This is a genomic window from Bartonella sp. AA78NXGY, from assembly GCF_042197005.1.
Taxonomy (GTDB): Bacteria; Pseudomonadota; Alphaproteobacteria; order Rhizobiales; family Rhizobiaceae; genus Bartonella.
Window position 1 is genome coordinate 76,907 of sequence record NZ_JBHIRI010000009.1, and the last position, 14,516, is coordinate 91,422.

Genomic DNA, 14,516 nt, shown 5'->3' on the forward strand with positions numbered 1-14,516 from the left:
CTTATTTAGCACCCTCTTCCAACATATGCTTTGCTCTTTTCCCCCTCTGCTCTTTCCTTTTTATAGAACTTTGCCTCTCCTCAACGCTACACAAGATCCCTTTCTTGCCCGCCTCATTCTTGTTTTGCCCTCCAGCATACGTCTTGCATGCGCTCCAAACTCCCCGCTTTCTCCCTCCTTCAAAGCAATTTCTGTTCTTATATGAAAACCTGTCTCAACCGATTTAATTTGCTGTACCATCTTCTCCAAAGCCTCATTAAAACGGCTAATTTCATTTTCAAGCTTGCAAATATATGCTTCATCACGATAAGCCCGTTTAATCAAAGGAGGCATATCCGGCCAATAGAGCATTAAATCCACCCATTCGCGTTGAGAAATCCATAATCCCCCTTGACATTGTGCTTTATGTTCTGCTGGAAAGCTCTTTTGCATGAAATGAGGGATCAAAATTTCAGGTTTTTTTGTTTTAATTTCTAATAAGCCATTTTTTCCCACAAAAGCATCGGGGGAAAATCCTTGTCTGCGGTCATCTGCCAAAACAAAGCCAATACATTCAGGTTCTGTATGTGTCAGTTTCCCATAAAGCTGTCGTGCGATTGGTTCTAATTCTGTCCCACGTCGCATAGAAAGTGTTGCCCCTTCATCAACAGTTTTTCCTGTAATTCTTTCTCCCGCCAATTTCATCATCACACTCTGATAGCGTGACGTTTTTTGCCCTTGTTTTGTTCGTGCCATAACCATCTCAAACAACGAAGCCGTAATCAAACCATTACGCGCTTGCTGCCATTCTTCTGTTCCTTGAATACAATCGATAATGATTGGCATAGTATTTCTCCCCTTCTTTAAGGTGCTTTTTTGCAACATATTCTCTTTGAAACATTCATATCTTTTAAGATGCATTCCCCACTAAGAATGACAGCATCCTTAAATATTGTGCTGCTGAAATCACAAAAGCTGTTGGAAACGCCCCCCTCAACATCCCCCTCCCCACAAGTTTCTCATCCCCTCCTTTTCCATATCGGTTAAGCCCCCAAGCGGCGCCCTCCCTAGACGAAAGCATAACGCGTGATATTTTCTCCCCGATAAAAAAACCTCTCGCCCATCATTGCCCCCTAAGGCTCAATACAAAAACGGTCAGAACCGCGCTCCCATAGCGCCTTCCTCTTCTTCCCTCTCAAACACCTTCCCTCATTTCCCAACATGCTTTCACATTCATATCCAAGCTCTTTGCACTCCCTGCGCTCAAAGCCCTCTACTTTCCCCCCTCCTCCAACACTCTACTCCTTCCCCCTACACGGAACTTTTTTTAAAGATTGACATCTCCTCAACGCTTGTACGGCTGCCCCTTTTCCACACCTCATATCTCCCCTCCAGCATATGCCTTACATACGCTTCAAGCTCTCCTCTCCCCCCACTCGTTCTCCCTCTTAACCAGCCAACCACCAACATTTTCCCCAACAAGCTTCCCCCCAACATCCCTCCTCCCCAGAAGTTTCTCATCCCCTCCTTTTCCATATCAGCTAAGCCCCCCCCAAGTCGTCTCCCCCAAGAACGAAAGCATAACGCACACCATTGTCACCACAATGAAAAAGCACTTGGGCCCATCATTGCGCTCTCCCAGCACTCAACACAAAAGCACCCCAAAGCCCCCCACGTGTCCCAATACGTCTAAACAAGCTTTAACGACCTCTCCCGTCAAACACCTCCTTCCATTTTCCAGCATGCTTTACGTATCATTCCAAGCTCCCTACTTGCGTGCCGCAAAAACACAAAAACCGGCTCTTTTCCCCCTTGAACTTGCCTTTTTATAGGTTGGAACCTGTCTGTACTGCTGCTTCTCTTCCCCCTAAGCCTTCATTTTTGTTCTCCAGCATGCTTTCATATCACTCCAACCCCACTGGATAACCCGCTGCTGCTTCATTGCCTTACCCCCCCAATGAACCAGCCGGCAACTGCCCCCCACACACAAGCGTCCGCAATTCCCCATATATAGGGCTCTTTTCTTCATGCCCTCCTTTCCATATCGGCTAAGAAAATCCCCGCAAAGCTCTCCACCCCCAAGTCGTCCCCCCCCAAGAACGAAAGCATAATGTGCACCATTGTCACCGCAATGAAAAAGCACTTGGGCCCATCATTGCGGCTTCTTTTTTCAACCCTGCTACTGCACGACGGAAAAATCATGGCGGCAATATTCTTCCTCCAATTTTTTTGCCATAGACTGAGCCACCTCTTGCGATATAAAAAGTATAGCGTTGTGTTTTTGTGGTTCGAGTCTGATTAAATTCCGCATATTTCCAGCATAATAAAGTGGAATCCCTTGATACGAAGTCTTGAGATAACTTGGCATGTTTACCACCAATAATCTGTCAAGACATCACATGGGCGTAAACGATGCTGTTTTTCATAAGAGCCATAGAGATTATCTTCATAATCGCAAGCCGCTCTTTCATTTAAACAAGCATGATAAGCTTCACTATTCAAAATGAAGGGCTGCAATTGTGTATTTTCTTCATTTATTTCATGATTTTCGACATAAAAATCCGCCATTTGTTCGGTAACATCTTCAGCATGAGAAGTTGTCAGATCGAGTCGTAAAACTCTATAAACAGTCTCACATTCTTCAATCAGTTCGAGCACTTCTTCGATTTCGTCGATTGGTCCTTCATAAGTACAAGGATTTTCCTCTTCGCATAAAACGACAATGATTTCATCCTCTTTAACGAATGAAATATTTTTCATGATTTCCCCCTTTAGATAGTTGATAAAGCATAGCCTTGTCTTGACAAGACTAAATATAGCGTTAGTCTTATATCCTCTATAGGAGAGATGTCAACCATTTTATCCTTCATAAAAGATATATTTTAAATATCTACGGGGTTCAAATGACATATGTAAAGAAAAATCTATTATTCTTTGTTCCTCTCATGCCCCTTTGTTGTTCTCTATTTGTTCTTACAAAATTGCAATTATAAACACACAGGAGAGATAAAATGAGTGACATAATATTAATAAAACACTGGAGTCGCCTTGACTCAAAAACACAGAAGGAAGTTATTTTGAAGCTTCGTCAATTGGTCGCCGCAAAAGAGTCAAAATCGCCTGTCTCTCTTGCGGAGAGAGTTTCGAAATAAGCTCTATAAATTCTTTATCTTCAGGGCTAGCCCCTTTCCCGTAAAGAATATAATTCATACTGATATTAATTTCGTGACAAATTCGCGAGAGAGATTCGATTGTTGGTTCTTTTCCTTCAGAAAGAATAGAATGAAGGTACCCCGCGCCTTTACCGGCAGCGAGGGAGATAGATCTTTTTGACCGCCCACTTTTTTCCAAAGCGATTCTTAATCTTTGACGCCAACCATCGATATTCATAATTTCACCATATAGCGCGTCTTTTTAAAAAAACACGTCCTTTTTATAAAACGGGCTTGCATTATCCTCTAAAAAGGATAAAATTAAGGAAACAAATTTTACTTTTTCGGGGGAAATTTTTTTTATTTTTAGATCATAAAAACACTTTAACCACCCTACCGGATATAAAAGACCACCTCCAAAGCTTCTGCCCAAAAGCAAGTACGTTGAGAATGTGTGGTATTCTTTATTTTTTCCATCACCGCAATCTTAAATCGTAAGTTTGCATGCGCTTCAAGCACAGCCAATCATTTATAAGCATCGTAAAGAAGCCTCTAGTCATCATCGAACAGAGCCAAAAGCAACACAAGTTAAATCCTTATTTGAGCTTTTATCATCAATAAAAATGTATAAAAAAGAAGAAAGTAGATTGCAGTATGAAACACGCTAATCAACAAGAAACTCCTCATTATGAATCGTCTAGGCTTCCATATGTTTGTTGGTATCAAAATGACTTTCTAGGAGGTGTACGTGGGATGCGCGCACACGAAATTGGAATCTATACGATTCTTCTCAATGAAATGTATGCCCGTGGCCGACCTTTAGAAATATCGAAAGAACGTTTAGCGCGTCTTTGTGGTTGTGACAAGCGAACTTTTGTTAATGTTTTAGAGATGCTCATCCAAGAGGGTAAGATTTTAAATTTAGCCAATGGATTATGGAACAAGCGTTGCGAAAATGTTTTTCAAGAGCGTGAAAAATTGCTTGAACAAAAATCCTTTGCGGGTCGTTCTTCGGCAAAAAAACGCAAGAAAATCAATGCAGAGATGCAACAACTGCTTAACGAAAGTCCAAAAGATGTTGCACAAAACTCAAAAGCTCAAAAGGCAGAAGAAAAGGAAACACCTTACGGTGTTTTAGAAAAGAAAATTTTGTTTGATGAGACAGAACCTTGTTTTTCCTGCGAAGAGAACTTTGAACAAAGCGATCATCCATCCCCCTCACCGGCTCTTGATTCACCTCTCCCTTTGCCTGCCCAAGCAGAAGCGGAGCAAAAAAACGCCTCCCCTTTAAAAGCTCCCCAAGACGAGTTCACTCCCGCCCCTATCGCGCAAATTGTCACGGGGGAAAAAACAAAATCCGCCACCACTCTTCCCCCCAGCAATCTTCCTGCCTCCATCCCTCCTTCTTCCAACAAAAAAACCACAACCTCAGTTGCCAAAGGGCATCGTCTTCCTGAGCATTGGCAAGCAGACATCAAGGCGGCAGTTTCAGAAGGCTTGAGTGAAAGCCAAGCCCATTGGCAAGAAAAGAAGTTTCGCGACTATTGGCAAGCCAAAGGCGGCAAAGAAGCTCTCAAAGTAGACTGGCAAGCCACATGGCGCAACTGGTTTCGCCGTGAGATCGAACGGCAAGAACAGCAAAAACAAAGGAGCTCCTCATCTTTTACCTCTGAGAACAACGACACGCTTTACCGCAGTTTGATCAACTATAACGACAATTTTTGACATCACACAAACAACGTATTTTTCAAGCAAGCGCGGGGACAAAAATGCTTCAACACCACAACAGCATCGGACAAAACAACACAGAACAAAACAAAATGCGGCAAAACAACATTTGGATAGGCGATTCACACCGTAAAACGAGTCAACATCGACCATTTTTCTCTCATCACAAAAGCGTTTTCCCCACGCAAAAGACCCTCACAGGCACCCCAACATACACACCCCAACATGCACCCCAATACACCAGGACTCCAGCATGCACCACCCCCTCACAGGCATCCGCCCCACCTTCTTGCATCCTTCCTCCTTTCCGCCTTCCTCCTTTTCCCAAGGCGCCACTTCCCATGCTCTTGGCAAACAGACATCAACAGAGCAGCTGCAAAAAAAACTCAATGAAAAGCAAACTCTTTGGCAACAAACCACCCCTCCCACACAGGCACCCCAACTCATGCCCCAACAAGGTATCCCCCAACAGGACCCCAGCATGCACCACACTCTCAGACATCCACCCCACCTTCTTGCATCCTTCCTCCTTTCCACCTTCCTCCTTTTTCTCAAGACACCACTTCCCATGCTCTTGGCAAACAAACACCAACACAGCCATTTCAGAAAGGTTTGAGTGAGAGTCAAGCCCTTTGGCAAGCCAAGAGGTTTCGCGACTATTGGCAAAAAAAGAGCGGCAAAGAAGCTCTCAAGTAAACTGGCAAGCCCCATAGCACCACGAGACTTTACGATCAGATCAAACGGTGAGAACAGCAAAAACAGAGTCCTCACTTCTCACATCTTGAGAAAAACGAAAATAATATCACGAATGACCATGAGCACAATTTTTGAAATCAAACAAAAACTTATCTCACAAGCAGATAGAATAGCAGAAATGCTTCTTCCCCAAGGGCACAAACGAGGCAACAATTGGATTGTAGGCAACACACGTGGTGAAGCTGGTCAAAGTTTATCGATTTGCTTGAGTGGTAGTAAAGCAGGACTTTGGTATGATTTTGCAGAAAGCACTGGAGGAGATCTTTTAGACCTTTGGTGTGAAGTCAAAGGCATTAGTCTTTCTCAAGCCTTAGAAGAAGCACGCGCGACTCTCAATCTGACACGCCCCAAACCCTTTATGGCGCCCCATCGTTCCTATCGCCGTCCACCGGTCCCTACAGGGCAGAGCCCGCAGAATCTTGTAAAAACCTATCTCCACAAAGAACGCCACATTCCTTTAGAGATTATAAAGCGTTACCGCATAGGAGAAAATGGCAAAAAAATCATTTTCCCCTTTTATAAACCCGACGGCACCCTTGCTTTAGTCAAAGAACGGCTTGCGCAAACGGGAGCAAAAACCAAACCAACAGCCTCCCAATGTGAACCGATTTTATTTGGTTGGCAAGCCCTTTACCCCACAAACCACGCCTCCACGCACACATCCCAGCAGGCACCCCAAAACACACCCCAGCAGGTACCCTCAACCAACCCCACCTCCACACAGGCACCCCAAAACACCGCCACAATCAACCCCGCCTCCACAAAGGCATCCCTGCACACATCCCAACAGGTAACCCAACACGCACCTCAGCAGGTACCCCAAAACACCGCCCAGCAGGTACCCTCAACTAACCACCCCTCCACGCAGGCGCCCACGCACACATCCCAACAGGCAACCCAGCACACACCTCAGCAAGTATTCCAACACACATCCCAACAGGTACCCTCAACCAACCTCACCTCCACGCAGGCACCCCAAAACACCGCCTCAACCAACCACGCCTCCACGCAGGCATCCCAAAACACCACCTCAACCAACCCCACCTCCACAAAGGCATCCCAAAACACCGCCTCAACCAACCACGCCTCCACACACACCCCCCAGCAGGCACCCCAAAACACACCTCAGCAGGTACCCTCAACCAACCTCACCTCTACACAGGCACCCCAAAACACCGCCTCAATCAACCCCACCTCCACACACACACACCAACAGGCACCCACACACCCCCCCCAACAGGCGCCATTTCCCATTCTTTCTTCAACAAACCGTACCATTGTTATCACTGAAGGAGAAATTGATGCGCTATCCTTAGCCGCCTATGGATATCCGGCGGTTTCTGTTCCCTTTGGAGGAGGCAGTGGAGGAAAACACAACTGGATTGAAAATGAATTTGATCATTTAGAATCTTTTGAAACGATTTTTTTAGCCACCGATATGGATCCGCCCGGAGAAGAAGCAGCCCGTGAGATTGCCAGCAGGCTTGGACGCCACCGTTGCTACCGTGTCCGTTTACCCCTTAAAGATGCCAATGACTGTTTAACCGCAGGGATTGATAAAGCCACCATAAAAGCCGCCTTTTCCTCAGCACAAAGCTTTGCACCAGAAGGTTTACGGCGCGCCTCAGACTATAAAGATCAAGTGATTGGGCTTTTTTGGCCAGAGCCTGAAAAACATCTTGGTTATACGGTTCCCTATCCTAAACTGAAGGACAAATTGCATTTCCGCCCAGCAGAATTAACGCTCTGGAGCGGTGCGAGTGGTGCAGGTAAAAGCCAATTATTATCAGATTGTATTCCCCATTGGATTGCACAAAAGAGTCGCCTTTGCTTAGCGTCTCTAGAAATGAAAGGAGAACAATCGCTTCGCCGTTTAACCAAACAAACGGGCGGCTTAGAACAGCCTACAAAAGAGACGATTGAACGGATTCTTCATTTTTTAGACGAAGGGCTTATTCTTTATGAACATGTTGGCAAATCGAGCGTTGACACCTTGCTTGAAGTCTTTGACTATTGTCGTGCGCGCTATGGCTGCGATCAATTTATCATCGACAGTTTGATGCGGCTTGGCATTGCCTCTGATGATTATGCAAGACAAGAACAAGCCGTTTATAAAATGGTTGATTGGGCTGTTTTAAACAGTGTGCACATCCACCTTGTCGCCCATGCCCGCAAAGGCGGTCTGGATAAAGATATCCCCAGCACAGAAGACATTAAAGGCGCCTCAGAAATTGGTGCCAATGCCTTTAACATCATCACCATTTGGCGCAATCGGTCGTTGGAAGATAAAATCTTTGCCGCCTCTCTCGCACAAGAAAAAGCAGATTTAGCCAAACGCCCCGGCGTTATTATGAATATTGCCAAACAACGTTCTGGTGATTTTGAAGGCAAAATAGGGCTTTGGTTTGATCCCCAAACCTACCGCTATCGCTGTTCTTTTGAACAATCATTCCCTCGACGTTATCTGTAATGCCCCATAAACCCCACTCTCTTTAAAAACGCCTCCGCCTTCACACACGCACACGCCCTGCTCCCATAGAAACAACAGGAAGGATCAATCCACAAATGACGAAAAACACCCAATCCTTCGCGAACCAAAGCCCGCTCAACCCTAGTTTCTCTGCTCCCAAAGGCAAACAAAAAAAGATCGCTCCAACAACAGCGCAAAACACCACCCCCTTCAATAACCACAAACAATGCGTCACCACCCCATCTCGCCGCCCTCTCATATGCAAAATCAAGAACCACTCCAACAGTGCAGCAAACACGATCCCCATCAAGGACAGGAGTCCCCAAGGTATGTCCATACTCTCCATCCCCAAAAGAGCTAAAAAAAGGACGACTCCTAAAATGCAATAAAACAGCACTTCCTTCAAAAAGAGGAAAACACCAAAAATACAATAAAACGCCGCCCGCCACCACGAAATATCGAAGCGCTTGGAAACCTTATAAGTACTAATAACGACAACAATAAAAAGGTAGGAAAATACCAACAACAGCAAAAAAACAAATCGTTCGACATCACATACCCCTCACAGCAAGCCCATTAAAGATCACACCCATAAGACAAAAAACACACCCTACTTTAAGAACCAAGCCCATAGAACACGCGCACGCCTTGCTCCCTCACAAACAAAAGGAAGGGTAAATCCAAAAATGAATAAAAACACCCTCTCATTCGAGAACCAAAGCCAGCTCAACCCTAGATTCTCTGCTCCCAGACGAGTAAAAAAAAGGAGAGTACCAAAAATGCAGGAAAACAGCACAAAATTCAAAGCACGCAACGACCTCTGTAGCACCGTATCACTTTGCTCGCGTATAAAGAACCCCAAGAGCACTTTTAACAATAAAGACAAGAGCAAAACCTTTAAGAATACCGCCCTTATGCTATCCATATCCCTGACGCCCACAGCAGCAAACCACAGGATAAAGCCCATCATGCAACAAAACATAACTGCCTTTAAGAACACTTGCCAAGCAACAGGCATACTCTTGACGCCCAGATGCACCAAACCAAGGACAGTTGCAAAAATGCAAGAAAACACCGCCCCCTTTAAGAGCAGCTCCCCATCAACAGCGCGCCTGCCCACGCCCACATAAACAAAACCAAGGTAGGTGGCAAGGGCGCCATAAAACACCACCCATCTCCAAAACATCCACCCTGTAACAGAGCGACGCTTTGCTCCCTTATAAATAAAAATCAAGGCAACAGCAAAAAAGCAGAAAAACCAAGGCAACAGCAAAAACATCACATTGTTCGACATCAAATACCCCTCACAGAAAGAACATCAAAGATCACGCCGGTGGAAAAGAAAAATGCTCATTTTTTTAAGCCCCCCAACAGTACACGCACACACCATACCCCCTCCAAAACAAACAAAGGAACAAATCCAACACTGCTCACAAACACCCCATTGTTAAAGATCAAAAACCAGTGCCCCCATATGCTTGGCTCCGTTATACGCCAATCCAACAACGCAGGAAAACACCGCTAACTTCAAAAACATGTCCCGCGCAACCACCATACGCCCCGCTCCTTCATAAGCAAAAATCAGAGACCATGCCAAAAATGCAACAAAAGATCAATCCTTTGCAAAGAATGAAAGCCTAAAACCAAGACGCTTTGCCCCTAGACAAATAAGCCCAAGGATAAGACCAAAGACAACGCCAAAAAGAATGTTAAAGACCCACTTTTTTGAAAACCACAACCAAGTCAAACCAAAGTGCTCAGCTTGCCCATAAACAAACTTAGAGACAGCGATAATAATGAAGCTCAACGCCAAATTTTTTAAAAAAGCCTTCCTTGTAACCCCGAAAAACCTCATTGCCGCATAAATAGAAACAAAGACAAGAGCAACAAAGCAGAAAAACCCCAACCACTGCCAAAACATCACATCGTCCGACATCAAATACCCCTCTCAGAAAGAACATCAAAGACCACGCCCGTGGGAAAGAAAAATGCTCATTTTTTTAAGCACCACCCCAACAGTACACGCATACAGCGTACCCCCTCCAAAACAAACAAAGAAACGAATCCAACACTGCTCACAAACACCCCATTGTTCAAAAACCAATGCGTGCTCCAGCCCATATGCTTTACTCCCACATGTGCCAACCCAACGACAGTGCCAATAATACAAGAAAACACCACCCACTTGAAGCACCACACCCCACGCGATATCCATTTACCCCGCACCCTCATAAGCAAAACCAAGGACAGCTCCAGCAATGCAACAAACACCGCTCCTATCACTAAAAATTCCCATGATATATCAAAACGCTTCACTCCCTTATAAGCAAAGCCAAGAACCACTACAGCAATGGCGCAAAACACCACAGCCTTGAAAAACACGCCCCACGATACAGTTCTACTATTTGCTCCCACAACAATAAAACAAAGGACAGCGCCAGCAATGCAAGAAAGCTCCATCCCCTGCCAAAACACCTCCCACGTAATAGCCGGTCGCCCCGCATCTTCATAAGCAAAACCAAGAACCAAGCCAATAACGCAGAAAAACGCCAGCCCCTTCAAAAACATGTCCCGCGCAACCACCATACGCCCCGCTCCTTCATCAATAAAAATCAGAGACCATGCCAAAAATGCAGCAAAAGATCAATCCTTTTCAAAGAATGAAAGCCTAAACCCAAGACGCCTTGCCCCTCTATAAATAAGAGCAAGGACAAAGCCCAAAAGGACATAAAACACCCACTTGTTTGAAAACCACACCTGAGCCAAACCAAAATGCTCAGCTTGCTTATAAACAAAATCAGAGACAGCAGCCAAAATGAAGCTCAACAACACCATCTTGAGGAACAAACCCTTCGTTACACCACGCCGCTGCATTACTTCATAACCCAACATAAGGAAAATACTGGGAATGCCATAAAACGCCACAGCTCGTAAAAATACGCCCCACGTCATCCCCAACGCCTTCATTTCCACATAAACAGCCACAGAGACATAAGCTACAATACAGCTAAACACCAATCCCTTCAAAGACAAAAGCCCGCGCGCCATCACTCACCTCCCTCATCAAGTCATTCAAGGAAAATCCACCATGCGACAAAACACCCCTCTTTTCAAGAGCCAAATCCATGGGGCTCCCACACACAAGCGCAACAGTCCAAGTCACCCCCAAGAGCGCATACCCCCACGGCACACTCCAACACATGTCTTCCTCTCACCCCCCTCTTTTGCCTAGATCAAGCAACATTTTTTAAAAAACGAGAAGCAAAATTAAAATTTTTAAGGAGATGCTATGACCCATAAGCAGAAAAAAAATACGCAAACCTGCCCGCTTGATCATCAAAATCAAGAAAAGCACATTGGTCATTTAAAGACGCAAGAAATCCCTGTAGAAACGCGTAATCCTTATTTTAAACCCAATCATCGAGAAAGTTCCAGCAACCCGCGCACTATCAATGCCATTGCCAATGCACAAAGCCATCCCATTGCCCTTTTATATGCGAAAGGACATCTCAGCAAAGCCCAATATAAAGCGGCAGAACGTTTTTATTTTTACTGGCGTCAAAGCCAAGCCGATCTTCACATGAGCCTTGACTACACCCGTGAAAAGGTTTCCTGTAGCCAAGGGTACACACACCCCATTGAACGTCAAATAGAAGCCTCCAATCATTTAAGAACAATCAAAGTTCAACTGGGTATTCTTGGCTATTCACTGCTTGAACGCGTTATCGGCTATGGACAAGCGATAAAAGAATTAAGTTCTTCAAAACGCAAACAAAACTCCCTTGCCGATCATTTACGAGATTGTTTAGACTTGCTCGCATTTCATTGGGGATATGCAAACCATAAACATTTTGAATAATCCCCCTCCTCGCCATTTTAAGCGGCCTCCCATGTTGCCCCGCCCCCTCTAAAGAAACCTCCCCCACACGGGCTCAAGCATCCAGCAGCTCTCGCCCCTATTTTCATTACCTTGCCCACACCCAAAAGGACAATACTTCACCCCCCTCACACATACTTAAGATACACCCCACACTCTTAAAAACAAAAAGCCTTCCCCCATATCAGTCCTATAATCATGAGGGGCTCTTAATTCGTTTTTGATTGAAGAATATTATCAAGATGCTTGCATGTATCATAATATTTTTAAATATAGTTTAATTAATATCGAGTCTTAAAATAAATATTCAATTGAAAAAAGTATTAAGTTTTAATGCAAAATGACAAAATTTTTTGTAAAAAGTATTTTTTATATTGCTATTTTTTCAATTCTCTGCTAACCATAATATGGTAGGTTCTTTAAGTATGATTTTTTTGTATTTAGTACGGCCTTTTAAATTTATTCTTTTTTGACACGTCCTGCGAGTCAATGTTAAAATTCTCCTGCTTTTTGGTCCTCTGATTGCGACGGAGGACTTTTTTTATAACTGTACTTTTTTATGACTGTATTGTCTTAAATCACTTCCTTATGAGCTTTGTGATAATTCCTCCATAAGGTTTACCCGCAAAATAGATCATTCTTTTGTCAAATTGACTTGCGTTCCATTCTTAAAGAACACAGATTCTTAACTCAATCTGATTTACAAACAGCTTGGATACACTTCCCTCTTGGTTTGCCATTCCCTCTTGGCTTCTATTCAGGTTTTTCCGCTAAACTCAAGGCGCAACAGAATCTTGCTCTGTCTTAAAGATTCACCACGCCCTTAAAAAAACACTTAAAACATATCCAAGGAAGCTTGCTTCATATCACCAAACCTCAAATGACCGTGTTTTACGGCATAACAGAATGACTTAACTATTGGATAACTTTCTTTATCGCCCCCCAACAGGTTGATGTATCACGACAACATATTGATTTATAATCATCATATCCCGTTATCCATATTAAAACCCGTTATCCATATAAAATTAAGAGACGCAGATATCATAGGGATTCTCTCATTTTAAATTTATTTCATGTTGCATCAATCAACACCTTGTCTTTTCCACATTACAAACATAAGAGACATATGAAATAAAGCACTTCAAAGATTTCAAAGATAAAGAATCAAAATGCCTCTTATGAACACGCTCAAGAGCCAAAGGCTATCATCACATGAGGTGAGAATAGTATGATAGTGCTGGCTTTCCCCTTATGAGAATTTAAAGAAGGGCTTATCCACTTCACAAGAGATTTCTCCATTATCAGATTTACCAATATCTCCAATCACCAATATAATTGTGATGATAAGATCACATAATGTTTTTAAACAAGTAGGTAAATGTGCAACACAAATATATTCTATTTAGAACATTCTGTTTTATGTGAGTCGCGTAAACTCCCATTAAAAAACAAAATCCCCCATTAAAAAACAAAATCCCCCATTAAAAACAAAATCCCTATGAGAAAAAATCTAAAGCGTGAGAATAAAAACATGAGACAAGTGTGATTCCATTCAGATATTGCTCTTTAACCGTCAAACCGAATAAAAAATAGATTCGGAAAGTATGTTAATCTTCCTAACTTAAGAGATAAACTAAGAATATAGACAACATCTCTCCTAACATTCCCCTTTTTCTAGCATCGCGTAAGAATCAAAAGTTATACAGCTTATTTTGTCATATTATAAAGCACTGTTTTTTAAGGCGGTATTGAAGCAGTTAAAACAATTGAAGTGTTTAGCCAACGCCATCGCCATTAGCAAAGCTAAAAAAACAAACTGTTGAAAAGCCGTGCATATCTTGTGTAAACACAAAAAAAACAAGAAAAAGGCACAAAAATATCTCAATTTTTATAAAAATACATCAGCGTCTTTTACGATTGTATTGACGAACAACCCTTATCACATAATCATCTTAAATATTGAGAATAAAGAATGAATAGCCCTCGCAAATACAGCAACCTATCAATAAAAATATAAAAACAAATCTTTTTGTTATCTCTGTTTCTTATGGAATATGCCTTTCCCTATGGATGCACTTTAGCCTCCAAAGAGTGCATTCAATCCATGGAAAGGATGCACTCCAGCCCTCAAAAAGAGTGCATCCTTCCCCTCAACGGAAACTGCCAAACCCTCATAAGGCAGTATCCAATCCATAAGAGGATGCACTCTAGCCCTCAAAAGAGTGCATCCTTCCCCTCAACGGAGACCGCCTCAACCCTCATGAGGCAGTATCCAATCTATAAGAGGATGCACTCCGCGCCTTAAAAAGAGTGCATCCTTCCCCTCAACGGAGACCGCCTCAACCCTCATAAAGGCAGTATCCAATCTATAAGAGGATGCACTCTAGCCCTCAAAAAGAGTGCATCCTTCCCCTCAACAGATACCGCCAAACCCTCATAAGGCAGTATCCAATCCATAAGAGGATGCACCCTAACCCTCAAAAAGAGTGCATCCTTCCCCTCAACGGAAACTGCCAAACCCTCATAAGGCAGTATCCAATCCATAAGAGGA

Annotated in this window: 18 protein-coding genes; 4 read left to right on the top strand and 14 right to left on the bottom strand. The window is 43.5% G+C overall.

All coding sequences use genetic code 11. The features are described 5' to 3' along the window. Positions 1 to 60 precede the first annotated feature (60 nt). Positions 61 to 825 carry a lambda exonuclease family protein gene (locus ACFINL_RS06505; protein ID WP_375611646.1) on the bottom strand — a complete coding sequence of 255 codons (765 nt, stop codon included), beginning with the start codon at positions 823 to 825 and terminating at the stop codon, positions 61 to 63. Between the two features lie 64 nt (positions 826 to 889). Beyond that, entirely contained in the window at positions 890 to 1,060 is a 171-nt protein-coding gene (locus ACFINL_RS06510; RefSeq protein ID WP_375638470.1) for a hypothetical protein, read from the bottom strand. 1,031 nt (positions 1,061 to 2,091) lie between these two features. Here ACFINL_RS06510 and ACFINL_RS06515 point away from each other — a divergent pair. Next, positions 2,092 to 2,217, top strand: coding sequence for a hypothetical protein (locus tag ACFINL_RS06515; protein WP_375651167.1), 126 nt, complete (start codon positions 2,092 to 2,094; stop codon positions 2,215 to 2,217). On the opposite strand, the gene ACFINL_RS06520 is transcribed toward ACFINL_RS06515, so the two are convergent. From ACFINL_RS06520 to ACFINL_RS06530, 3 genes are all read right to left on the bottom strand, one after another. Then, the gene (locus tag ACFINL_RS06520) at positions 2,159 to 2,347 is read right to left on the bottom strand and encodes a hypothetical protein (RefSeq protein ID WP_273790850.1); all 189 of its coding nucleotides are present in this window, start codon (positions 2,345 to 2,347) and stop codon (positions 2,159 to 2,161) included. The two genes, ACFINL_RS06515 and ACFINL_RS06520, sit on opposite strands and share 59 nt — an antisense overlap. 2 nt (positions 2,348 to 2,349) lie before the next feature. Next, entirely contained in the window at positions 2,350 to 2,739 is a 390-nt protein-coding gene (locus tag ACFINL_RS06525) for a hypothetical protein (protein ID WP_375651140.1), read from the bottom strand. 312 nt (positions 2,740 to 3,051) lie between these two features. After that, entirely contained in the window at positions 3,052 to 3,369 is a 318-nt protein-coding gene (locus ACFINL_RS06530; RefSeq protein ID WP_273790852.1) for an XRE family transcriptional regulator, read from the bottom strand. A 416-nt stretch (positions 3,370 to 3,785) separates the two neighbouring features. Here ACFINL_RS06530 and ACFINL_RS06535 point away from each other — a divergent pair, with 416 nt between their 5' ends. Together ACFINL_RS06535 and ACFINL_RS06540 are read left to right on the top strand one after the other, a co-directional pair. Continuing rightward, positions 3,786 to 4,856, top strand: coding sequence for a YdaU family protein (locus ACFINL_RS06535; protein ID WP_375651142.1), 1,071 nt, complete (start codon positions 3,786 to 3,788; stop codon positions 4,854 to 4,856). A gap of 817 nt (positions 4,857 to 5,673) precedes the next feature. Then, positions 5,674 to 8,085, top strand: coding sequence for a toprim domain-containing protein (locus ACFINL_RS06540; RefSeq protein ID WP_375651144.1), 2,412 nt, complete (start codon positions 5,674 to 5,676; stop codon positions 8,083 to 8,085). Positions 8,086 to 8,125: 40 nt separating this feature from the next. Here ACFINL_RS06540 and ACFINL_RS06545 read toward each other — a convergent pair whose 3' ends face one another. The 7 genes from ACFINL_RS06545 to ACFINL_RS06575 all read right to left on the bottom strand — a co-directional run bounded on the left by ACFINL_RS06545 (position 8,126) and on the right by ACFINL_RS06575 (position 11,287). Next, positions 8,126 to 8,422 (bottom strand): hypothetical protein, encoded by a 297-nt coding sequence (locus ACFINL_RS06545; RefSeq protein WP_375651146.1) that lies wholly within the window; start codon positions 8,420 to 8,422, stop codon positions 8,126 to 8,128. 273 nt (positions 8,423 to 8,695) lie between these two features. After that, positions 8,696 to 9,379 carry a hypothetical protein gene (locus ACFINL_RS06550; RefSeq protein ID WP_375651148.1) on the bottom strand — a complete coding sequence of 228 codons (684 nt, stop codon included), beginning with the start codon at positions 9,377 to 9,379 and terminating at the stop codon, positions 8,696 to 8,698. 153 nt (positions 9,380 to 9,532) lie between these two features. Then, positions 9,533 to 9,682 carry a hypothetical protein gene (locus tag ACFINL_RS06555; protein ID WP_375651150.1) on the bottom strand — a complete coding sequence of 50 codons (150 nt, stop codon included), beginning with the start codon at positions 9,680 to 9,682 and terminating at the stop codon, positions 9,533 to 9,535. 15 nt (positions 9,683 to 9,697) lie between these two features. After that, positions 9,698 to 10,021, bottom strand: a complete 324-nt coding sequence (locus ACFINL_RS06560; RefSeq protein WP_375610867.1) for a hypothetical protein — start codon at positions 10,019 to 10,021, stop codon at positions 9,698 to 9,700. A 56-nt stretch (positions 10,022 to 10,077) separates the two neighbouring features. Further along, complete coding sequence (locus ACFINL_RS06565; RefSeq protein WP_375651151.1) at positions 10,078 to 10,713, bottom strand: hypothetical protein; 636 nt, start codon at positions 10,711 to 10,713, stop codon at positions 10,078 to 10,080. Positions 10,714 to 10,728: 15 nt separating this feature from the next. Then, on the bottom strand, positions 10,729 to 11,133 hold the full coding sequence (locus ACFINL_RS06570; protein ID WP_375651153.1) for a hypothetical protein: 405 nt from the start codon (positions 11,131 to 11,133) through the stop codon (positions 10,729 to 10,731). Further along, on the bottom strand, positions 11,093 to 11,287 hold the full coding sequence (locus ACFINL_RS06575) for a hypothetical protein (protein WP_375651155.1): 195 nt from the start codon (positions 11,285 to 11,287) through the stop codon (positions 11,093 to 11,095). Before ACFINL_RS06575 ends, ACFINL_RS06570 begins: the two co-directional genes overlap by 41 nt. Positions 11,288 to 11,374: 87 nt before the next feature. Between ACFINL_RS06575 and ACFINL_RS06580 the strand changes: the two genes are divergently transcribed. Continuing rightward, positions 11,375 to 11,944, top strand: a complete 570-nt coding sequence (locus ACFINL_RS06580) for a hypothetical protein (RefSeq protein ID WP_375651157.1) — start codon at positions 11,375 to 11,377, stop codon at positions 11,942 to 11,944. A gap of 2,098 nt (positions 11,945 to 14,042) precedes the next feature. On the opposite strand, the gene ACFINL_RS06585 is transcribed toward ACFINL_RS06580, so the two are convergent. Continuing rightward, positions 14,043 to 14,183 carry a hypothetical protein gene (locus ACFINL_RS06585; RefSeq protein WP_375651159.1) on the bottom strand — a complete coding sequence of 47 codons (141 nt, stop codon included), beginning with the start codon at positions 14,181 to 14,183 and terminating at the stop codon, positions 14,043 to 14,045. 128 nt (positions 14,184 to 14,311) lie between these two features. Beyond that, a partial coding sequence (locus tag ACFINL_RS06590) for a hypothetical protein (protein ID WP_375651161.1) occupies positions 14,312 to 14,516 on the bottom strand: 205 nt, incomplete at its 5' end.

Bases quoted from the DNA above. Each gene is read 5' to 3' on its own strand.
- ACFINL_RS06520 (WP_273790850.1), bottom strand. From the start codon at position 2,347: ATGCCAAGTTATCTCAAGACTTCGTATCAAGGGATTCCACTTTATTAT.
- ACFINL_RS06535 (WP_375651142.1), top strand. From the start codon at position 3,786: ATGAAACACGCTAATCAACAAGAAACTCCTCATTATGAATCGTCTAGG.
- ACFINL_RS06525 (WP_375651140.1), bottom strand. From the start codon at position 2,739: ATGAAAAATATTTCATTCGTTAAAGAGGATGAAATCATTGTCGTTTTA.
- ACFINL_RS06570 (WP_375651153.1), bottom strand. From the start codon at position 11,133: ATGGCGCGCGGGCTTTTGTCTTTGAAGGGATTGGTGTTTAGCTGTATT.
- ACFINL_RS06560 (WP_375610867.1), bottom strand. From the start codon at position 10,021: ATGTCGGACGATGTGATGTTTTGGCAGTGGTTGGGGTTTTTCTGCTTT.
- ACFINL_RS06575 (WP_375651155.1), bottom strand. From the start codon at position 11,287: ATGTGTTGGAGTGTGCCGTGGGGGTATGCGCTCTTGGGGGTGACTTGG.
- ACFINL_RS06530 (WP_273790852.1), bottom strand. From the start codon at position 3,369: ATGAATATCGATGGTTGGCGTCAAAGATTAAGAATCGCTTTGGAAAAA.
- ACFINL_RS06550 (WP_375651148.1), bottom strand. From the start codon at position 9,379: ATGTCGAACAATGTGATGTTTTTGCTGTTGCCTTGGTTTTTCTGCTTT.
- ACFINL_RS06505 (WP_375611646.1), bottom strand. From the start codon at position 825: ATGCCAATCATTATCGATTGTATTCAAGGAACAGAAGAATGGCAGCAA.
- ACFINL_RS06510 (WP_375638470.1), bottom strand. From the start codon at position 1,060: ATGCTTTCGTCTAGGGAGGGCGCCGCTTGGGGGCTTAACCGATATGGA.
- ACFINL_RS06545 (WP_375651146.1), bottom strand. From the start codon at position 8,422: ATGGACATACCTTGGGGACTCCTGTCCTTGATGGGGATCGTGTTTGCT.
- ACFINL_RS06580 (WP_375651157.1), top strand. From the start codon at position 11,375: ATGACCCATAAGCAGAAAAAAAATACGCAAACCTGCCCGCTTGATCAT.
- ACFINL_RS06540 (WP_375651144.1), top strand. From the start codon at position 5,674: ATGAGCACAATTTTTGAAATCAAACAAAAACTTATCTCACAAGCAGAT.